This is a genomic window from Psychromarinibacter sediminicola, from assembly GCF_029168335.1.
GTDB lineage: Bacteria > Pseudomonadota > Alphaproteobacteria > Rhodobacterales > Rhodobacteraceae > Psychromarinibacter > Psychromarinibacter sediminicola.
On record NZ_JARGYC010000005.1, the window covers coordinates 49895 to 70535 of the forward strand.

Below are 20641 nucleotides of genomic sequence, written 5' to 3' on the forward strand. Positions count from 1 at the left end.
TCGAACCTTGAAAGGGAAACTGTCATGACCGTCCTGACGTCGCCTGCATCGTTAAGCCCGGGGCATCGCAAGTCGGTCGGCGAATTGCCGATCTTCGAGCCGATGGCGGGAACGGTCATCGCCGAACCGCCGGGCAACGAGGAAGGGTACTGGGTCGGCGGCCCGAGCCCGGTCTTCGACGAGAACAGCCAGAAGCTCTACCTGTCGATCCGCCGCCGCACGAAACTCCTGGAACACGGGCGCGCGGGGCGCGGCGGGGAAACCGCGATCCTGGAGAGCGCCGACGGCGAGACCTATTCCGAGGTCTGGAAGGCCGACAAATCCGCGTTCGAGGCGCTGTCGATCGAAAAGTCCTGCCTCGTGCAGACCAGCGACGGCCGCTTCCGGCTCTACGTGTCCTACACCGCGATATTCGACTATCGCTGGCGTATCGCGATGATCGAGGCCGACACGCCTGCGAACCTCGACCCCGCGACCGCCAAGGTCGTGCTGACTTCCGAGATGACGGGGACCGAGGGCGTGAAGGATCCGGTGATCTACAATGTCGGCGGGCTGTGGCACATGTTCGCCAACTGCTGCCCGACGCCCGAGGCAGGCGATCCCGGCCGACTGAACCGGATGCACAAGGAGGGCAACGCCTTCGTCTCGGGCGAGATGCCTTGTCCCTCGGGCCTGGCGACCAGTCACGACGGTATCAACTGGAACTGGCAGGGCGTCGTGCTGCCCACGGGCGACGGCTGGGACAGGTACCTTGCCCGCTTTACCTCGCTGATCCACACGCCGCCCTTCTTCACCTGCATCTACGACGGCCGTCCCAATATCGGTCCGGCCTATTGCGAAAACCCCGGCCTGGCGATCAGCTTCGACCTGCGGACCTTCCACAAGCTGGGGCACGAACGCGGCATCCTGCGCTCGCCCCACGGGCGCGGCGGGCTGCGCTATGTCGAGGCGCTGATCGTCGGGACGGACCTGTTCTACTTCTACGAGATCGCCCGGCCGGACTTTGCGCACGAACTCCGGACGATCCGTATGCCGCTCGGCGCGGGTGGCCTGTCGATCTGATGGACATCTCCACGCTTCTTGCCCGGTCGGGCCCGGTGCCCACCCGCGGCACGCTGATCGGGGTCGGCCAGTTCGGCCGGACCCTGCTGATGCAGTCGCGGCGTATCGCGCTTCTGGATCTGCGGGTGTTGTGCGACCTGAACATCGACCGGATGACGGCCTATGCCCTGTCGGCGGGGCTGGGCGAGGACGACATCGTCGCCACCGGATCCCGCCAACGGGCGCTGGCGGCGCTCGAAGCCGGGCAGACCGTGCTGACCGACGATCCCGAGCTTGCCGTGTCGCTGCCCGCCGACGTGGTGGTCGAGGCGACCGGGAATGCCGAGGCCGGCGCGCGCAATGTCGAGGCGGCGATCGGGCAGGGGCGCCACGTCTGCCTGGTGTCCAAGGAGACCGACAGCGTCGCCGGCCCGATCCTGGCACGCCGGGCTGCGGCGGCGGGTGTCGTGCTCAGCCAGGTCGACGGCGATCAGCCAAGCCTGCTGCTGGGGCTTCTGTCGCGTGCCCGGGCGCTCGGGTTGAAGGTGGCGGGGGCCGGGAAATCCTCGGAGCACGATTTCGTCTGGTCGCCGTCCATGGGGCGCGTGCGGGCGCAAGGGCTGGAACACTCCGCCCCCTTTCCCGAGGATCTGTGGGCGTCCGACATCCCCCTGCCGGACCTGGTCGCGCGGCGGGCGGACGCCCTCTCTGCGATCCCGCAGCGCACGCCGCCCGATTTCTGCGAGATGTGCCTTGTCGCCAATGCCTCCGGCCTGCGTCCCGACCGGCCGGAGATGATCGCCGCCATCGCGCGTCCGCTGGAACTGCCCGATCTGTTTCGGGGGGCCGAATACGGCGGCGCGTTCACGGCCGGCGGCACGCTCGACATCTTCAACTGCCTGCGCCGGGACGACGAGATCAGCGCGGCGGGCGGCGTCTTCGCCGTGCTGGAAACCCCGGATGCGGACACCGGAGAGCTGTTCCGGGCCAAGGGCATCCCGGTAAGCCGCGATGCGCGGCACGTGCTGGTCTACAATCCGACGCATCTTCTGGGGGTCGAGGCGCCGATGTCGATCATGGTCCCGCACCGGCTGGGGCTGTCGACCGGCGCACAGCGCGCGCGCCCCGTCTGCGATGTCGCGATGCGCGCCGATCGCGACTTTGCACCTGGCGAGCGGCTGGCCGACCTTGGCCACCATCACCGGATCGAAGGGATCTCGCCCCTGCTGACCGACTACGCCCCGCTCGGAGACGCGGCGGCGGTGCCCTATTTCCTTGCGATCGAGGCCCGGCTGGCGCGGCCCGTACGGGCGGGTGCGATGATCACCTGCGGCGATATCGAACTGCCGGCCGGACGCCTGCTTGAGCTGCGCCGCGAACAGGATGCAACCGAGGCATGGACATGAAGATCGGATTTCTGGGCGCAGGCCTCATGGGCGAGGGCATGGCGGTGAACCTCGCGCTCCACCACGTGGTCGCCACATGGCTGCACCGCAACCGCCAGACGGAGCCGCGCCTGAAGGCGGCCGGGATCGACATATGCGACAGCCAGGAAGACCTGGCCACCTCGGTCGACGCACTGTTCCTGTGCCTGCCCAATGCCGACCTGGTGGCCGAGGTACTGACCCGGCTTGCGCCCGCGATGCGGTCGGGGACGCTGGTGGTGGACACGACGACGTCGCTGCCGGACACCAGCCGGGACATGGCCGCGATGCTGGCCGAACACGGGATCGACTTCATCGACGCGCCGGTCACGGGCGGGCCGCAGCACGCGATGGCGCGCGAACTGAACTCGCTCGTCGGTGGCAGCGAGGGGCTTGTCGAAAAGGCGACGCCGCTTCTGGAATGCTACTCCAAGGGGGTCTTCCATTTCGGCCCGACCGGGGCGGGGCACGCCGCCAAGCTGATCAACAATTTCATCACGCAAGGCCAGTCGGCCCTGACGATCGAGGCGATGCGACGGTGCAGGGCCGTCAACGTCGACATGAAGATGATGTACGACGTCATATCGACCTCGGATTCGCGGTCGGGCACCTACATGAAGGTGATGGAGGGTGTGATCGCGGGAACCTACGACACGCACCGCTTCTCGCTGGCGAATGCCGCCAAGGACGCCCGCTATGCCGCGCACATGTTCGCCGAGGCCGGCGTCCCCAGCCGGATGAGCGAGGGGATGCTGAAGTTCTACGCCGAGGAAGAACAGGACTGGCCCGGCGACACGTTCCTGAGCGGCCTGATGCGGGAGCGCGGCTAAGGCCGCGACAATTTCCGGAGTGCGGAGCGCGAAGCGCCCGCCCGGCGGGTCCAGATCGGCGATGCCGGCGCGAACCGCTTCCAGCGGGCTTCGGATCGCCCTTCGCCGCCCTCCGGCAGTGCTTGTGTCGTGCCGGGGCGCCCGGAAAACGCGCCCGACCCGGACTCGTGGATTTCCAGGCGTCAGGCGGTGTGATGCGACTGTATGAGAAGACCTTTTGGAGCGGGCGATGAGATTCGAACTCACGACCCTTACCTTGGCAAGGTAATGCTCTACCCCTGAGCTACGCCCGCATCCGTAAGGTGAGGCGTCAGATATAAAGAACCAGCCCAGGCTGCAAGGGCAAAATGCACGCCCGGGCGGACTTTTTCCCTGCCCGCGGGGGCCGCGGCGCGTCCGGCGCCGGCGCTCTCAGAGAAAGGCGTAGGCGATGTTGGCAGCGCCGGACAGCACGAGCATGGCGAGAGTCAGCAGCATCCCGGCGGTGCGCAGCGCCATGACCTGGGCGCGGCGGCCGAAGCCATAGGCGTGGAGTAGCCGGCCGAGCACGAGCAGGACGCCGAACAGATGGACCATCCAGTAGGGCATCCCCTGCGCCTCGCCCGCCAGCAACAGGATCAGGCCGATCGGCGCGTATTCGGCACAGTTGGCCTGCGCGCGCATGCGCTGCGCGAGATCGGCGTTTCCCCCGTCGCCCACGGAAACCCGGTAGCGGTACCTTCCTTGGATCACCCGGGCCGACAGGACGACCAGCAGAAGGGCCAGAAGCCCGGCGTAGATCGGTGTCACGATAATGATCATCGGCGCCCCTCGTCCGGTGTCCGGCGAAGATGGGCGCGGCGCGCGTCATTGGCAAGGCGGGGGCGCGGCGCAGGGCGACGACACGCCACGAAAAAATGGGGCCCGGCGGGCCCCATTTCCGGGTCAGGCGCAGTTGCGCGGCGGGGTCAGTACGCCTCGCAGTTGATGCCCTTCTTCTCCAGCGTGCTGCCGGTGCGGCAGATCTGGGACAACTCCGAGGGGCTGAGCGCCATGCCGGTGTCGTCGCCCTCGGACGGCGTCAGGTCGTATTCCGGGTCCATCCGGATGAAGACCTCGCCGTCGGGCCCGGTGGTGTAGGCGCCGGTCTCGGTGTTGAGCAGCTTGCCGTTGATGTAGATCTGCTGCTCGTTGCTGCCCTCGGCGCTCTGCGCGGCCTTGAGGCGCGCCTGGGCTTCGGCCGACATCTCCTGCGCGGAGGCGGCGATCGGGAGCGCCATGGTGGCGGCACAGACGGCTGCGATAATACGGGTCATGATTTCCCTCCATTCGTTCGATGGTGCGGCGCGTGTCGAACGCGCCGCGATTACCGAATGCAGGTAGCCTGAAGTCACTGATGTCTAACCGTTTTCCGTGAACTTAATGTGATCGCGCCGTTTGGAACAAAACGGCGCGTTGCGTGTTTAATCACGGCGCGCGCGCCGCGTCCCCGCCTCACTCCCCGCTCACTCCTCGTACTCGACCAGCAGATCCTTGGCGTCGATCTGGGCGCCCGGCGTGACATGCACCGCCTTTACCACGGCGTCGTGCTCGGCATGCAGCCCGGTCTCCATCTTCATCGCCTCGATGGTCAGTAGCAGGTCGCCCTGCTTGACCGTCGCGCCCGGCTGCACCGCGACCGTGGCCACGACGCCGGGCATCGGCGCGCCGACATGGGCGGGGTTGTTCATCTCGGCCTTGGGCCGCGCCGCCGCGCCGCCCGTCGCCTTGCGGTCGGGGACGCGCACCACGCGGGGCTGGCCGTTCAGCTCGAAGAACACCCGCACATCGCCGTCCTCGTTGGTCTCGCCCAGGGCCTGCAGCCGGACCTCCAGCGTCACGCCCGGGTCGATCTCGGCCGAAAGCTCCTCGCCCTGGTCCATGCCGTAGAAGAAGGTCTTGGTGGGCAGCGTGCGCACCGGCCCGTAATCGGCATGGCGCAGCGCATAGTCGGTGTAGACCTTGGGATACATCATGTAGCCCATCAGGTCCTCGTCGTCGCAGTCCTGCCCGGTCTTCTCGACACACTTCTTGCGCGCCGCCTCCAGATCGGCGGCTTTCAGATGCTTGCCCGGCCGGTCCTTCAGCGGCTTCTCCTTCTTCAGGACCTTCCTGACGATGGCGTCGGGGAAGCCCTCGGGCGGGCGGCCCAGGTTGCCCTTCATCATGTCGATGACCGAGTCGGGGAAGGACACCTCGACCTCGGGGTCCTCCACCTGCTCCCGCGTCAGACCCTGCGATACCATCATCAGCGCCATGTCGCCCACGACCTTGGACGAGGGCGTGACCTTGACGATGTCGCCGAACATCCGGTTCACCTCGGCATACATCTTGGCGACCTCGTGCCAGCGTTCCTCCAGCCCCAGGCTCCGGGCCTGCGCCTTGAGGTTGGTAAACTGCCCGCCCGGCATCTCGTGCAGATAGACCTCGGAGGCCGGCGCCTGCATGCCGCTCTCAAACGCCGCGTACTGCCCGCGCACCGCCTCCCAGTAGTTCGACATCTCGCGGATCGCCTCGACGTCCAGCCCGGTGTCGCGCTCGGTATGGCGCAGGATCTCCACCACCGTGCCCAGCGTCGCCTGGCTGGTATTGCCCGACAGCGCGTCCATCGCGCAATCGACCGCGTCCACCCCGGCCTCGGCGGCGGCAAGGATCGTGCCCGAGGCGATGCCGGCGGTGTCATGGGTGTGGAAGTGGATCGGCAGGCCGATCTCCTCCTTCAGCGCCTTGAACAGGGCGCGCGCGGCGACGGGTTTCAGAAGCCCCGCCATGTCCTTGATGCCCAGCACGTGGGCGCCGGCCTTCTCCAGCGCCTTCGCCATCTCGACATAGTATTTCAGGTCGTATTTCTGCCGCGCCTCGTCGAACAGGTCGCCGGTGTAGCAGACCGTGCCCTCGCAGACCTTGCCGGCCTCGACCACGGCATCCATCGACACGCGCATGTTCTCGACCCAGTTGAGCGAGTCGAAGACGCGGAAGATGTCGACGCCGCTCTCGGCCGCCTGCTTCACGAACGCCTGCACCACGTTGTCCGGGTAGACGGTATAGCCGACCCCGTTCGAGCCGCGCAGCAGCATCTGCGTCAGGATGTTGGGCATCTTGGCGCGGATGTCGCGCAGCCGCTGCCACGGGCATTCCTGCAAAAACCGGTAGGCCACGTCGAAGGTCGCGCCGCCCCAGCACTCGACGGAAAACAGCTCCGGCAGGTTCGCCGCATAGGCCGGCGCCGCCTTCACCATGTCGAGCGAGCGCATCCGGGTCGCCAAGAGCGACTGGTGCCCGTCGCGCATCGTGGTGTCGGTGATCAGAAGCCGGTTCTGGTCCTTCATCCACTGCGCCAGCCCCTCCGGCCCCTTCTCGTCGAGGATCTGGCGCGTGCCCGGCGGCGGCGTCTCGGTGGCCAGCGCCGGCACGCGGGCGGGCTTCAGCTCGGGATGCGGCATCGGCCGGCCCGTCGTCTCGGGATGCCCGTTGACGGTGATGTCGGCGATATAGGTCAAAAGCTTCGTCGCCCGGTCGCGGCGCTGCTTGAACTCGAACAGCTCGTCGGTCTGGTCGATGAACTTGGTGTGGTACTCGTTCGACAGGAAGGTCGGGTGCCGCAGCAGGTTGATAACGAAGTCGATATTGGTGCTGACCCCGCGAATCCGGAACTCGCGCAGCGCCCGGTCCATCCGCGCGATGGCGGCCTCGGGCGTCGGCGCCCAGGCGGTGACCTTCTCCAGCAGCGAGTCGTAGTAGCGGGTGATGACCGCGCCCGAATAGGCCGTGCCGCCGTCCAGCCGGATCCCCATGCCGGTCGCGCCCCGATAGGCGGTGATCCGGCCGTAATCCGGGATGAAGTTGTTCTGCGGATCCTCGGTGGTGATCCGGCACTGGATCGCGTGGCCGTCGAGCTTCACGTCGTACTGGCTGGCGGTGCCGGTCGCCTCCACCAGGCTCTTGCCCTCGGCGATCAGGATCTGGGCGCGCACGATGTCGATGCCGGTCACTTCCTCGGTGACGGTATGTTCGACCTGCACGCGCGGGTTCACCTCGATGAAGTAGAACTCGCCGGTCTCCATATCCATCAGGAACTCGATGGTGCCGGCGCATTCGTAATTCACCGCCTCGGCGATCTTCTTGCCGAGGTTCGCCAGCTTCTCCCGCTGCGCGCCGCCCAGATACGGGGCAGGGGCGCGCTCGACCACCTTCTGGTTGCGGCGCTGGACGGAACAGTCGCGCTCCCACAGGTGGTAGATGTGGCCCTGGCTGTCGCCGAGGATCTGCACCTCGACGTGCCGGGCCTTCTGGATCATCTTCTCCAGATAGCCCTCGCCGTTGCCGAAGGCGGCCTCGGCCTCGCGCCGGCCTTCCTTGACCTTCGCCTCCAGCTCCTTGGGCTCCAGGATCGGCCGCATCCCCCGGCCGCCGCCGCCCCAGGAGGCCTTCAGCATCATCGGATAGCCGACCTCTTCGGCCTGCTTGCGGATGACCTTCATGTCGTCGCCCAGCACCTCGGAGGCCGGGATCACGGGCACGCCGGCCTCGATGGCGACGCGCCGGGCGCTGGCCTTGTCGCCGAGCGCGCGCATCGTCTCCGCCTTGGGGCCGATGAAGGTGATGCCGTTCGCGGTACAGGCATCCACGAAATCGGGGTTCTCGGACAACAGGCCATAGCCGGGATGGATCGCGTCGGCGCCGGCCATCTTGGCGACACGGATGATCTCCTCGATCGACAGGTAGGCCTGTACCGGGCCCAGCCCCTCGCCGATCTTGTAGGCCTCGTCGGCCTTGAAGCGGTGCAGCGAGAGCTTGTCTTCCTCCGCGTAGACGGCGACCGTCTTCTTGCCCAGCTCGTTCGCCGCGCGCATCACCCGAATGGCGATCTCGCCGCGGTTCGCGATCAGGATCTTCTTGAAGTCGGCCATGTATGTCCCCCGTGCATCGGTTATTTTGCAGGCGCAGAATAGGCCAAGCGTGCGCCGCGTAAACCGGATTTTCCCGGCCGGGCCGGGCAAGGCGCTTGGAAGCGCCTTGCGCAAGGGCCTTCGAAGGCCCTTGCAAGCGGTTTCGAAACCGCTTGCCCCGAAGCCGCTTCGAAGCGGCTGTCCGGCGGCGCGAGATCGCCCGGCCGGGACAGGCAATACCGCCGGCCGCCCCGCGGATGCTGCAGACCTGATTGCGCTAACACTAGCAAGAACAACAGGTTACCCATGCGTCCAACCTTGGACACCCCGCAGGTCCGGACAGCCAGCTTGCGACGTGCCTGCCTTTCGCCTAGACCGCTTCCCGACCGGATTCCCGCGCCAAGGAGCCCCTATGCGCCTCTCCCGCTATTTCCTGCCCGTTCTCAAGGAAACGCCGTCCGAGGCGCAGATCGCCAGCCACCGGCTGATGCTGCGCGCCGGCATGATCAAGCAGGCCTCGGCCGGGATCTATTCCTGGCTGCCTCTGGGCTACAAGGTGCTGCGCAAGATCGAGACGATCATCCACGAGGAACAGGCCCGCGCCGGCCACCTGCCGGTCCTGATGCCGACGATCCAGTCGTCCGACCTCTGGCAGGAATCCGGCCGCTACGACGCCTACGGCCCCGAGATGCTCAGGATCCGCGACCGGCACGAGCGGGACATGCTGTTCACGCCGACGGCGGAGGAGCTGATCACCGACATCTTCCGCGCCCATGTGGCGTCCTACAAGGACCTGCCGCTGACGCTCTACCAGATCCAGTGGAAGTTCCGCGACGAGATCCGGCCGCGCTTCGGCGTGATGCGGGGGCGGGAGTTCTATATGAAGGACGGCTACAACTTCGACCTGACGAAGGAAGACGCGCTTCACGCCTATAACCGGCACCTCGTCAGCTACCTGCGCACCTACGAGCGGATGGGCCTGCAGGCGATCCCGATGCGGGCGGACAGCGGGCCGATCGGCGGCGACGACACGCACGAATTCCTGGTCCTGGCCGAGACCGGCGAGTCGGAGGTGTTCTATGACAGCGAGATCACCGAGCTGAAATTCGGCGCGCGGGAGATCGACTACGACAGCCACGATCAGTGCCGGGCGGTGCTGGAGGAGTTCACCTCGCGCTATGCCCGCACCGACGAGACCCACGACGAGGCGGTCTTCGCCGAGCGGGTGCCCGAGGCGCGGCGTCGGCAGGCGCGGGGGATCGAGGTGGGGCAGATCTTCTATTTCGGGACCAAGTATTCCGAGCCGATGGGCGCGACGGTCCAGACCCCCGACGGCAAGTCGGTGCCGGTTCACATGGGCAGCCACGGGATCGGCGTCAGCCGGCTGGCGGGCGCCTTGATCGAGGCGAACCACGACGAGCGGGGCATCGTCTGGCCGTGGGAAGTGGCGCCGTTCCAGGTCGGCATCGTCAACGTGAAGCAGGGCGATGCGACGGCGGATGCCGCCTCTGAGGGGCTCTACAAGGCGCTGACGGCGGCGGGGTTCGACGTGCTCTATGACGACCGCGAGGAGCGGGCGGGGGCGAAGTTCGCGACGATGGACCTGATCGGGCTGCCGAAGCGGGTGACCGTGGGGCCGCGCGGGCTGGAGAAGGGCGTGGTGGAGCTGACCGACCGGCGGACCGGGGAGAGCGAGGAGATCAAGCCGGAGCTTGTGGCGGAGCGGCTGAGCTGAAGTGTCCAAGGTTGGACGGGGGTCCAAGCCCTTGTAATTGCTGTGGATAGCGCTAACGGACGCTCGCGTCCGTGCCCGCGTCCGCGCGCTGCACGGCGCTTGAACGGAGGGCAGCGGTCCCGCGGAGTTCGCTGCCCGTGCCGGCCGACCGGCCCCTGTCGGGCCGGGGCGGCGCGCCCTGCGCTCAGGCGGCCACGGCCGGCCGGGGCCGCCACAGTAGCCATTCGGCGACCAGCAGGTTCGGCACCCAGGCCAGCCAGGACACCACCTGGTAGCCCGTGTCGAACCCGAACAGCACGACCAGGACCGGCAGTTCCAGCCGGAGCGTCACGGCCCCGAAGGTCAGCGCGGCGGAACGGATCATCCAGCGGCGATGCTCGGCGATGCGCCGCGCCATGGCCAGTTGCACCGCGCGGGCGGTGACGGCGAGCCAGATCACCGCCAGCAACCCGAAGCCCCAGGCCGCGGCCGGGCCCGCCTCGGTCGTCAGCGCCAGGACCAGCCCGCCCAGGCCGGACAGCAGGATCGAGAGGCCGTAGAGCCGGCCGAGCCAGCGGTGCAGCCCCGGGCGCCGGACCCGCAGCCGGGTCCAGAACTGCAGCGGCAGGAGCGCCAGCGCGACGGGGGCGAACCCGACATGGGCATAGAAGGCCACCGGCCGGGCGAGCGCGTGGTAGAGCATGACCTCCATCGACGCCGCGACGCCGAAGACCGCCCAGCGCCACGACGCGAGCGCCACGGCGAGCGACAGGATCCAGAAGGCGACCACGCGGGTGCGAAGGAGAAGAGGCATTGGCTGCTCCATCGGTTTGACAGTGTAAAGCTACAACTTGACAGCGTAAAGATCAGATCGGCTTGACGCTGTCAAGCCCGTTGCTATGCTGGCCGCCCATGGCAGTCCCCGAGCCGAAAAAACCGCACCACCACGGCAACTTGCGCGAGGCGCTGGTGCTGGCCGGCGTGCAGTTGCTGGAACAGGGCGGGCCCGAGGCGCTGACGCTCAGGCGCTGCGCGGCGCTGGCGGGGGTGTCGCACGCGGCGCCGGCGCATCACTTCGACGGGCTGCCGGGGCTGAAGCTGGCCATCGCGGCGGAAGGCTTTCGCCGCTTCCGCAACTACATGGTCGACGCCGAGGTGCTGGGCGAGCAGACGCCGCGCGGACGGCTGAAGAGCATCTGTCGCGGATACCTGAACTTCGCCCGCGACAACCGGGCGCTGTTCTGGCTGATCTTCGGCTACGACCTGTCCGAGGCGCCGAGCGCGGGGCTGAGCGACGTGGGCGCCTACGGCTACGCCCCGCTGCGCCGCTGCTGCGCGCCTTTCGTGCCCGCGGGCACCGCGCCCGAGGTGGTCGAGGCGCAGGTCTGGTCGCTGGTCCACGGCTTCACGTCGCTATACCTCTCGGGCCGGTTCCGCGGCGCCTGCGACCCGGCGGACGAGGCGGCGGCCAACGGGCTGTTCGACGCGGTGATGGCGCTTCTGGACGCGCTGCCCGAGCAGGGGCTTGGAAAGCCCGGCGATCTCGCCTAACCAGCGCCGGGCGAAGGGGTTCTGACATGCTGACCGTTCTGATCGACTACGATTCCGGCAACCTGCACTCGGCGGAAAAGGCGTTCCAGCGGATGGCGGCCGAGGTGGGCGGCGGCGAGGTGCTGGTGACCTCGCGCCCCGAGGACGTGGCGCGCGCCGACCGCATCGTGCTGCCCGGCGACGGGGCGTTCCCGGCCTGCCGCAACGCATTGTATGCTGTCGACGGGGTCTACGAGGCGATGGCCGAGGCGGTGCTGCAGCAGGGCCGGCCGTTTCTGGGGATCTGCGTGGGCATGCAGCTTCTGGCGACCACCGGCCACGAATACGAGGCGGTCGCGGGGCTGGACTGGATCGGCGGCGAGGTGGTGCGGATCGAGCCGCAGGACGCCGCGCTGAAGGTGCCGCATATGGGCTGGAACGACCTTGTCGTCGACCGGGCGCACCCGGTGCTGGAGGGGCTCGGGACCGGGGACCACGCCTATTTCGTCCATTCCTACCATTTCCGGGTGGCGGATCCGGCGCAGCTGCTGGCGCATTGCGACTACGGCGAGCCGGTGACGGCGATCGTGGGCCGCGACAACATCGTGGGCACGCAGTTCCACCCGGAGAAGAGCCAGTCGGCGGGGCTGCGGCTGATCGGGAATTTCTTGCGGTGGGTGCCGTAGGGGGCGAGTGAGAAGCCGCGCAAGGGCCGGCGCGCGCGGGGGCGCACCGGACTTTGAGCTTTGCGCTTTATGGCTGCCAAACGCGGGCGACCTCCGAGCTCCGCGATAACGTTGACCACAGCGCCGCCGCACCGGGGCGCGTCGGCGCTTGCGCGGCGGCCTTCGGCCTTGTTCCGCGCCGGGCATCGTTCAGATGGGGTCGTCGTACATGCCTCACAGTTCATCCGCCCGCCGCCGCTCGGGGGCGCGTCTCTCGGGCATTTCGCGGGCGAAATGCCCTGCCGACAGGCGATTGCAGGGCAATCGCCGAGAGGCGGCGCTTGCGCGGCGGCCTTCGGCCATGTTCCGCGCGAGGCACCGTACGAAAGCCTCGGATACGCGGCGCCCTGACGCCCCGCCTCAGCCCTTGAACGTCACGTCCAGCCCGGGCAGGTCGCAGCCGGCGATCTCCGTCGTCCAGCGCTCGCCCGGCTTCACCGGCATCGCGTCGGTCAGCGTGCCCGTCGTCACGATGTCCCCGGCCTTCAGCGGCGGTTCTTCCGGCACCCGGGCGAGTTCCTGCAACAGATGCTCCAGCGCCTGCACCGGGCCGTCCAGCACGTCGCGGCCGGTGCCCTGCGCCTCGATCCCGTCGCCGCCCGACAGCGTTAGCGTCAGGCCCGACAGTACGCCCGCCGGATCCGCGCCCAGCGACGACAGCTTCTGCCGCGGGCCGAGAAACAGCGCGCCGTGCAGGCCGAACGCCGCCTGGGTGTCCGCCGCCGCGAAGCGCCAGCCGGGAAAGACCGAGGTCACGATCTCGAACCCGTGCGCGACCCAGCCGATGCAGCCGAGCAGCGCGGCCCGGTCCATCCCCGCCTCGGGCCCGGCGGTCAGGCCGAAGGCGATCTCGGGCTCGATCCGCGGCTCGGGCAGGGCGGGCAGGGCGACCCGGGCCGGCCCGTCGCCCAGCCGGTGCACCGTGTCGTCGTACATGTCGCCCCAGATCGGCGCGGCCACGCCGTAGCTTTCCCACAGGGTGCGGTTGGTGAAGCCGATCTTGCGGCCCACCGGCGCCTCGCCGCTGGCATAGCGCAGGGTGCGGATGCGCGCGGCGATGGCATGGGCGTCGGCCATGCCGAAACCCGGCTCGCGCTCGGAGATCGGGGCGACCTGCCGGCCGGCGTCCCGGGCGGCGAGCAGGTCTTCGGCGTAGGAAGCGATGCGGTCGGCGGGAAGGGGCATGCCGTCACCTTGCACAGGGGCGTGCGCGTCGCAAGGGGGCGCTCACGCCTGGTGGGCGCCGTCGGCGAGGCTCTTCACGAAGTCCAGCACCTTGGCCGGCGGTTCCCCGCCGCCGATCTTCGACACGATGGCCGAGCCGACGACCGTGCCGTCGGCCACGCCGGCGATGGCGCGCGCGGCCTCGGGCGTCTTGATGCCGAAGCCGACGACCACGGGCAGGTCGGTCTTGGCCTTGATCCGCGCCACCTCGGGGCCGACCTCGTCGGCCTGCGCCTCGGCCGAGCCGGTGATGCCGGTGATCGAGACGTAATAGACGAAGCCCGACGTATTCTGCAGCACCTTGGGCAGGCGCTTGTCGTCGGTGGTGGGGGTGGCGAGGCGGATGAAGTTCAGCCCCGCCTTCTGGGCGGGGATGCACAGCTCGTCATCCTCCTCGGGCGGCAGGTCGACGACGATCAGCCCGTCGATGCCGGCGGTCGCGGCGTCGATCAGGAAGCGGTCGACCCCGCGCGAATAGATCGGGTTGTAATAGCCCATCAGCACGATCGGCGTGGTGTCGTCCACGCGCCGGAACTCGGTGGCGAGATCGAGGCTGTCCTGCAGGGTCATCCCCGCCTCCAGCGCCCGCTGGCCGGCGCGCTGGATGGTGGGGCCGTCGGCCATCGGGTCGGTGAACGGTACGCCCAGCTCGATGATGTCGACGCCGGCGGCGGGCAGGCCCTTCACCAGCTCCAGCGAGGTGTCGTAGTCCGGATCGCCCGCCATCACGTAGGCGACGAAGGCGCGTTTGCCCTGGGCCTTCAGCTCGGCGAATTTGGCGTCGATCCGTGTCATGGCATCCCCTCGTGTCGTTCCGAGGGGTTTGGCGAATGGACCGTGGGAAATCAATGGGGAAATCGCGGGCTTGGGCCGGGCCCGGAACGAAGAACGGCGGCGCCCGGGAGGAGGTGGGCACCGCCGTCTTCATGTGCGGGCGCCTGTGGGAGGAGGTCGGCGACCCGCGGAAGCTGCTGTGAAGGCCGGCGGCGCCCCGGGAGGAGGAGCGGGCCCCGCCGGCCTTCAGACACGGGCCGCCCAGGGAGGAGGAGGGGCGCCCGCGATCCTGCCGGAAGAAGCGGCGGTGTCCAGGGAGGAGGAGGACACCGCCGTCTTCCGATGCGGGCGCCTAAGGGAGGAGGTCGGCGACCCGCGGAAGCTGGTGTGAAGGCCGGCGGCGCCCCGGGAGGAGGAGAGGACCCCGCCGGCCTTCAGACACGGACCGTCCCAGGGAGGAGGAGGGACGCCCGCGAAGCTGTTTCGGGAAGATCGGCGGTGCCCAGGGAGGAGGAGGGCACCGCCGTCTTCGCGATGCAGACACCCAGGGAGGAGGAGGGGTGCCTGCGGGAAGAAAGGTGCGGCGACATCAGGGAGGAGGAAGATGCCGCCGCTAAGTTTCAGACTTACCTAGGGAGGAGGAGAAGGCAGCCTGAACTCTGAAACTCTATGACCTCCGGGCTTTCTTGCCGGCCATCCGGCGGGCGAACTCCTGCTCGCGGCGCATGTGGCGCACCATGGCGGTCTCGAACCCGGCGATGTCCTGCGTGAAAGCCATCGTGCTTTCCCTCTTTCAAACCGTTTGCGGCGGGCCGCGTTTCGGCCCCGCTGTTGAGACCCAAGATAATCCAATGCTGCAGATGCACAATCCGTCGCGTGTTCATTCCGGCTATGCGGGGCCTGCATACGTGACCCTAAGTCAGATTCCCTGACGAATGCCTAAGATTGCGGCAGTCTCTGGAAACATGCCTTGCGATTTCAGCAAAAGATGACAGGTAGAGGAGCAACGCAGGCCGGAGAGCACCCAATGACCGTAGATCCAAAGGAAATCCGTCAAGTCCTGAGCCGGATCGCGCTGCCCGATGGTGGCGATCCCGTCACGAAAGACATGGTTCGGGCGCTCAGCGTCGACGGCGGGGCCGTCCGCTTCGTGCTGGAGGCCGAGTCCGCCGAGTCTGCGTCGAAGCTGGAGGACGTGCGCCGCCAGTGCGAGGAGGCCGTCGCCGGGATGCCGGGGGTCCAAAGCGCTTCGGTTGTCCTGACCGCGCATGTCCCCGCTGCACCGCAGCAAAAGCCGCGCCAGGAGGCGCCGGATCTGAAGATCGGCCGCCACCCGAGCCCGCAGGAGGGCGGGCCGCAGAAGGTCAGCGGCGTCGACCGGATCGTCGCCATTGCCTCGGGCAAGGGCGGCGTGGGCAAGTCGACCGTCGCCTCGAACCTCGCTGTGGCGCTGGCGAAGCAGGGCCGGCGCGTCGGCCTGCTGGACGCCGACATGTACGGCCCCTCGATCCCGCGGATGATGGGCGTGTCGAAACGCCCCGCCTCGCCGGACGGCAAGATGATCGTGCCGCTGGAAGCGCACGGGGTCACGGTCATGTCCATCGGTCTTCTGGTGGACCCGGACCAGGCGGTGGTCTGGCGCGGCCCGATGCTGATGGGCGCGCTGCAGCAGCTTCTGACCCAGGTGCAATGGGGCGAGCTGGACATCCTGATCGTCGACCTGCCGCCGGGCACCGGCGACGTGCAGCTTACATTGTGCCAGCGCACGCAGCTGACCGGCGCGCTCGTGGTCTCGACCCCGCAGGACGTGGCGCTGCTGGACGCGCGCAAGGCGATTGACATGTTCGGCAAGCTCAAGGCGCCTGTCCTGGGCCTGATCGAGAACATGTCGGCCTATATCTGTCCGAACTGCGGGCACGAGGCGCATATCTTCGGCCACGGCGGCGTCCGGGCCGAGGCGGAGCGCATCGGCGTGCCGTTCCTGGGCGAGCTGCCGCTGGCGCTGGACGTGCGCACGGCGGGGGACGACGGAACGCCTATCGCCGCCGGCGACGGCCCGGAGGCCGACGCCTATGCCGCGCTCGCGCGCGGGCTGGTGCAGGGCGGGATGGCCTGACAGGGGATCCCGCGCGCGGGATTCCCTTATCCACAGCTCCGTGCTATAGTCTCTGGACAACCCGATGCCCCGCCCGGTGCGGGGTATCGCGATTCAGGGGGGCGTGGCACTGCCGGGAATTCATGGTACTCGCGTGGGACCATCTGGTCCCAACCCCGATCCGCGGCGGAATCCGGTGGATTCGAGCGGATTTCACGGGGTCGGGCGGCGTGTCCCGAGCGTCGCGGCGTCGCGGGTGCCGGTTTTCCGGGATTTCATCCCACTTTTTTCGCGGCCAATTTCCCGTATATGTAGTGTCCTGATCAAACATTTGATCTATATATCGGTTTCAGACTCGCGACTACCCCACAAACTGTTGTTTTTCTGCCAGTGTCAACGCAGCATGTAGTGCCCCTTTGGAATAATTCCTGTTGATTTCCATAATTTCCCATGGCATCCCTTTTTACACGATGAAGACGGGAACAAAGGGGCGCAGAAAAGACCCCAGGTAACCCAAACGAGAGCAGGTTTCATACAGGCACCCCGCTTTCATCGAACGACAGAGATCCGGCGCGCGGGCGAGCAGACATCCCCCCAGGTGGCGCGCGCAGCTGGACCACCCGCACAGCGGGACGAGGGCGGCGGATCGAGCAGTGGCAGCAGCTCGGTCCGCCGTTTCCGTTCAAGGGACCGAAACGGGGGGTGACGAGGGAGCCGCGGGACAGTGGCGCGACGCTTCAGAGGGGAATACACCCAGAAGGTGGACGGCAAGGGCCGTGTGTCCATCCCCTCGCGCTATCGCCGCGTGATCGAGGCGGGCGATCCCGACTGCACCGGCGGCAAGCCTCCCGAATTCATCATCGTCTACGGCGACGAGCGCCGGAAATTCCTGGAATGCTACACCATCGAGTCGATGGAGGCGCTGGAAGACGAGATCGACGCGCTGCCCGCCGGCTCGGAAGAGCGCGACGTGCTGGAGACCATCTATCACGGCCATTCGATGGAGATGTCGCTGGACGATACCGGCCGCATCGTCCTGTCGAAGAAGCTGCGCGACAAGCTGGGCATCGAGGACGAGGCGTTCTTCATCGCCAAGGGCACCACCTTCCAGGTGTGGAAGCCCGAGACCTACGACGCGGTCAAGAAGGCCAAGACCGAGGCCTGGCTGGAACAGCAGCCCGAGGATTTCGACCCGCGCATCCTTCTCAGCCGGAACCGGAGCGAATAGGCCATGGCCGGAGCCGCACCTGCCAGCGCGTCCGACCCCCACATCCCCGTCCTGCTGCGCCCGCTCCTGGAGGCGGTGGCGCCGGTGGAGGGCCGCTGGCTCGACGGCACCTTCGGCGCGGGCGGCTACGCGCGCGGGCTTCTGGAGGCGGGGGCCGACCATGTCACCGGCGTCGACCGCGACCCGGCGGTGTTCGAGATGGCCGAAGGCTGGGCCGCCGATTACGGCGACCGCCTGACGCTGGTCGAGGGGACGTTCGGGCGGCTCGACGCCTATGACGACGCCCTCGACGGGGTGGTGCTGGATCTCGGCGTGTCCTCGATGCAGATCGACCGGGCGGAGCGGGGATTCTCCTTTCAGAAGGACGGCCCGCTCGACATGCGGATGGGCGACAGCGGGCCGACGGCGGCGGACCTGGTGAACGAGGCGCCAGAGGCGGAGCTTGCGGATATCATTTACAATTTCGGCGAGGAACGCGCCTCGCGCCGGATCGCGAAGGCGATCGTCAAGGCGCGGGCGGAGAAGCCGATCGAGACGACGCTGGAGCTGGCGAAGATCGTCGAAAGCCAGCTGCCGCGCCAGAAGCCGGGGCAGGTGCATCCCGCCACCCGCACGTTCCAGGCGATCCGGATCGCGGTGAACGACGAGTTCGAGGAACTGGCCGACGGGCTGGAGGCCGCCGAGCGCGCGCTGAAGCCGGGCGGGCGGCTGGCGGTCGTGACCTTCCACTCGCTGGAGGACCGGATGGTCAAGCGATTCCTGCAGATCCGCGCGGGCCGCGAAGGGCAGGGCAGCCGCCACGCCCCGCCGACCGAGGCCGAGACGCCGCGCTTCGAGCTGATCACGCGAAAGGCGGTCGGCCCGGACGCGGACGAGATCGCCGCCAACCCCCGCGCCCGCTCGGCGCGGCTGCGGGTGGCGCGGCGGACCGAGGCGCCCGCCGGGGCGGTGGACCGCACAAGGCTGGGCATGCCGATGCTGAACAGGGGGACGAGATCATGAAGAGCCTGGCGTTCGTACTGTCGATCCTTGGCGTGATGGGGCTGGCCTTCTGGGCCTACAGCGAGAACTACAAGACCCAGCACGCGCTGAACGAGGTGGAGAAGCTGCAGCGCCGCATCGGGCACCTGCGCGAGACGCGCTCGGTCCTGCGGGCGGAATGGGCCTATCTGAACCGGCCCGACCGGCTGCGCGACCTGGCCAGCCTGAACTTCAAGAGCCTGCGGCTGGTGCCGCTGTCGCCGACGCAGTTCGGCCGGGTGGAACAGATCGCCTATCCGCAGCCCGAACGCGACCCGCTGACCGCGCTCTTGGAGGAACCGGTTCACACCGCCGCCAACACGCCCGACGACGAGGAGTTGTTGCCATGACCCGCGTGCCGCTGCGGCCGCTCGCCCGCATCCTCGAAGCCCGCCGCAAGGGCGAGAACCCCGACGCGATCGAGCGCGAGAACATCCGCCTGCGCCACGAGGAGATGCGCGACCGCGCCCGTCAGCGCGCCGAGGGGCGGCTTCTGGTGCTGGGGCTGTTCTTCTTCTGCGCCTTCACGGTGGTGGGCGCGCGGATGGGGCTGATGGCGGCCTCGGTGCCCGAAGAGCCGCGCTCGTCGGCCTCCACCAGCGAGATCACCGCCTTGCGCGCCGATATCGTCGACCGCAACGGCAAGATCCTCGCCACCAACCTGCAGACGCACTCTCTTTATGCCCAGCCGCCGCAGATGGTGGATCCGGTGGGCGCCGCCGCCGCGCTGGCGGCGATCTTTCCCGACCTCGACAAGGACAAGCTGGAAAAGCAGTTCACCGGAGACCGCAAGTTCATCTGGATCAAGAAGGTGCTGAGCCCCGAGCAGCAGCAGATGGTCCACGACATCGGCGAGCCCGGCCTGCTGTTCGGCCCGCGCGAGATGCGGCTTTACCCCAACGGCCCGCTCGCCGCGCATATCCTGGGCGGCTACGGCTTCGGGCGCGAGGGCGTCTATGCGGCCGAGGTGATCGGCACCGCCGGGGTCGAAAAGCAGTTCGACGACTTCCTGCGCGACCCGGCGAACAACGGCAAACCGCTGGAGCTGTCGCTCGATGTCACGATCCAGGCGGCGATGGAGGAAATCCTCGCCGGCGGCATGAAGCTGATGAACGCCAAGGGCGCGACCGGCGTGCTGATGGATTCGCTGACCGGCGAGATCGTCGCCATGGCCAGCCTGCCGGACTTCGACCCCAACGACCGCCCCGTTCCGCTGACCAAGGGCGACCCGTCGGACAGCCCGCTGTTCAACCGCGCGGTGCAGGGGCTCTACGAGCTGGGCTCGACCTTCAAGATCTTCGCCGCGGCGCAGGCGATGGAGCTGGGGCTTCTGAACGCCAACACGCTGGTCGACGCGGACGCGCCGATGAAATGGGGCAAGTTCACCATCCGCGAGTTCCGCAACCACAATTACGGCCCGCTCCTGTCGGTGACGGACGTGATCGTGAAATCCTCCAACGTCGGCACCGCGCGCATCGCGCTGCAGATCGGCAAGACGCGGCAGCAGGAATTCCTGAAGTCGCTCGGCCTGTTCGACCCTACGCCGGTCGAGCTGTTCGAGGCGCCCTACGCCAAGCCGCTGGTGCCCGAGAAATGGTCGGAAATCCACACCATCACGGTGTCCTACGGCCACGGCCTGTCGGCCAGCCCGCTGCACCTGGCCGCCGCCTACGCCACCGTCACCAATGGCGGAACCAAGGTGACGCCGACGCTGGTGAAACAGCCCTACCGCATCCCCGGCAAGCGGGTGATCTCGGCCGAGACCTCGGCCGCGGCCCGCCACATGCTGCGCGCGGTGGTCACCCGCGGCACGGCGAGCTTCGGCGAGGTCGAGGGCTATGCCGTGGCCGGCAAGACCGGCACGGCCGACAAGCCGAAGCCGACGGGCGGCTATTATGACGACAAGGTGATCGCCACCTTCGCCAGCGTGTTCCCCGCGCACGATCCCAAGTATGTGCTGATCGTGTCGCTGGACGAGCCGGTGGAGACCTCGGGTGAGCGCCCGCGCCGCACCGCGGGCTGGACGGCGGTGCCGGTGGCGGCCGAGATCATCCGTCGCGTCGCGCCGCTTCTCGGGCTCCGGCCCGAGATTGAACCCGAGGGCGCCAATGGGGTAACAAAGGGCTGAC

General features: G+C 68.1%; 18 protein-coding genes and 1 tRNA gene. 12 read left to right on the forward strand and 7 right to left on the reverse strand.

All coding sequences use genetic code 11. From position 1 onward, the window contains the following. The first annotated feature begins 24 nt into the window (after positions 1 to 24). The 3 genes from P1J78_RS03145 to P1J78_RS03155 are packed head-to-tail and all read left to right on the forward strand — an operon-like array spanning position 25 to position 3295. On the forward strand, positions 25 to 1062 hold the full coding sequence (locus P1J78_RS03145; protein WP_275565870.1) for a hypothetical protein: 1038 nt from the start codon (positions 25 to 27) through the stop codon (positions 1060 to 1062). Further along, positions 1062 to 2447 (forward strand): flagellar biosynthesis protein FlgA, encoded by a 1386-nt coding sequence (locus P1J78_RS03150; protein ID WP_275565871.1) that lies wholly within the window; start codon positions 1062 to 1064, stop codon positions 2445 to 2447. The genes P1J78_RS03145 and P1J78_RS03150 overlap by 1 nt, the downstream gene beginning before the upstream one ends. Beyond that, the gene (locus P1J78_RS03155; protein ID WP_275565872.1) at positions 2438 to 3295 is read left to right on the forward strand and encodes an NAD(P)-dependent oxidoreductase; all 858 of its coding nucleotides are present in this window, start codon (positions 2438 to 2440) and stop codon (positions 3293 to 3295) included. Before P1J78_RS03150 ends, P1J78_RS03155 begins: the two co-directional genes overlap by 10 nt. 218 nt (positions 3296 to 3513) lie before the next feature. Here P1J78_RS03155 and P1J78_RS03160 read toward each other — a convergent pair. From P1J78_RS03160 to P1J78_RS03175, 4 genes are all read right to left on the reverse strand, one after another. Beyond that, positions 3514 to 3588, reverse strand: a tRNA-Gly gene (locus P1J78_RS03160). Between the two features lie 118 nt (positions 3589 to 3706). Beyond that, positions 3707 to 4096, reverse strand: coding sequence for an MAPEG family protein (locus tag P1J78_RS03165; RefSeq protein ID WP_275565873.1), 390 nt, complete (start codon positions 4094 to 4096; stop codon positions 3707 to 3709). A 146-nt stretch (positions 4097 to 4242) separates the two neighbouring features. Then, a complete protein-coding gene (locus P1J78_RS03170) occupies positions 4243 to 4590 on the reverse strand; it encodes a hypothetical protein (RefSeq protein WP_275565874.1) in 348 nt (115 codons plus the stop codon). 189 nt (positions 4591 to 4779) lie between these two features. Then, positions 4780 to 8223, reverse strand: coding sequence for a pyruvate carboxylase (locus P1J78_RS03175; protein ID WP_275565875.1), 3444 nt, complete (start codon positions 8221 to 8223; stop codon positions 4780 to 4782). Positions 8224 to 8614: 391 nt separating this feature from the next. On the opposite strand from P1J78_RS03175, the gene proS reads away from it, so the two are divergent. After that, positions 8615 to 9937, forward strand: a complete 1323-nt coding sequence (gene proS / locus P1J78_RS03180) for a proline--tRNA ligase (protein ID WP_275565876.1) — start codon at positions 8615 to 8617, stop codon at positions 9935 to 9937. A gap of 184 nt (positions 9938 to 10121) precedes the next feature. Here proS and P1J78_RS03185 read toward each other — a convergent pair whose 3' ends face one another. Further along, positions 10122 to 10730 (reverse strand): DUF2306 domain-containing protein, encoded by a 609-nt coding sequence (locus P1J78_RS03185; protein ID WP_275565877.1) that lies wholly within the window; start codon positions 10728 to 10730, stop codon positions 10122 to 10124. Between the two features lie 98 nt (positions 10731 to 10828). On the opposite strand from P1J78_RS03185, the gene P1J78_RS03190 reads away from it, so the two are divergent. Next, on the forward strand, positions 10829 to 11467 hold the full coding sequence (locus P1J78_RS03190) for a TetR/AcrR family transcriptional regulator (protein ID WP_275565878.1): 639 nt from the start codon (positions 10829 to 10831) through the stop codon (positions 11465 to 11467). 26 nt (positions 11468 to 11493) lie between these two features. Beyond that, positions 11494 to 12132, forward strand: coding sequence for an imidazole glycerol phosphate synthase subunit HisH (hisH, locus tag P1J78_RS03195; RefSeq protein WP_275565879.1), 639 nt, complete (start codon positions 11494 to 11496; stop codon positions 12130 to 12132). 399 nt (positions 12133 to 12531) lie between these two features. On the opposite strand, the gene P1J78_RS03200 is transcribed toward hisH, so the two are convergent. Further along, positions 12532 to 13356, reverse strand: a complete 825-nt coding sequence (locus tag P1J78_RS03200; RefSeq protein ID WP_275565880.1) for a 2-keto-4-pentenoate hydratase — start codon at positions 13354 to 13356, stop codon at positions 12532 to 12534. A gap of 42 nt (positions 13357 to 13398) precedes the next feature. After that, complete coding sequence (gene trpA, locus P1J78_RS03205; protein ID WP_275565881.1) at positions 13399 to 14190, reverse strand: tryptophan synthase subunit alpha; 792 nt, start codon at positions 14188 to 14190, stop codon at positions 13399 to 13401. Positions 14191 to 14556: 366 nt separating this feature from the next. On the opposite strand from trpA, the gene P1J78_RS03210 reads away from it, so the two are divergent. The 6 genes from P1J78_RS03210 to P1J78_RS03235 all read left to right on the forward strand — a co-directional run bounded on the left by P1J78_RS03210 (position 14557) and on the right by P1J78_RS03235 (position 20640). Continuing rightward, the gene (locus P1J78_RS03210; protein ID WP_275565882.1) at positions 14557 to 14832 is read left to right on the forward strand and encodes a hypothetical protein; all 276 of its coding nucleotides are present in this window, start codon (positions 14557 to 14559) and stop codon (positions 14830 to 14832) included. A 364-nt stretch (positions 14833 to 15196) separates the two neighbouring features. Then, positions 15197 to 16285 (forward strand): Mrp/NBP35 family ATP-binding protein, encoded by a 1089-nt coding sequence (locus tag P1J78_RS03215; protein ID WP_275565883.1) that lies wholly within the window; start codon positions 15197 to 15199, stop codon positions 16283 to 16285. A gap of 703 nt (positions 16286 to 16988) precedes the next feature. Further along, entirely contained in the window at positions 16989 to 17492 is a 504-nt protein-coding gene (gene mraZ / locus P1J78_RS03220) for a division/cell wall cluster transcriptional repressor MraZ (protein WP_275565884.1), read from the forward strand. A 3-nt stretch (positions 17493 to 17495) separates the two neighbouring features. Then, entirely contained in the window at positions 17496 to 18494 is a 999-nt protein-coding gene (gene rsmH / locus P1J78_RS03225; protein ID WP_275565885.1) for a 16S rRNA (cytosine(1402)-N(4))-methyltransferase RsmH, read from the forward strand. Continuing rightward, positions 18491 to 18862, forward strand: a complete 372-nt coding sequence (ftsL, locus tag P1J78_RS03230; protein ID WP_275565886.1) for a cell division protein FtsL — start codon at positions 18491 to 18493, stop codon at positions 18860 to 18862. The genes rsmH and ftsL overlap by 4 nt, the downstream gene beginning before the upstream one ends. Next, positions 18859 to 20640: a peptidoglycan D,D-transpeptidase FtsI family protein gene (locus P1J78_RS03235; RefSeq protein ID WP_275565887.1), complete on the forward strand. Its 1782-nt coding sequence runs from the start codon at positions 18859 to 18861 to the stop codon at positions 20638 to 20640. Before ftsL ends, P1J78_RS03235 begins: the two co-directional genes overlap by 4 nt. The last annotated feature ends 1 nt before the right edge of the window (position 20641 follow it).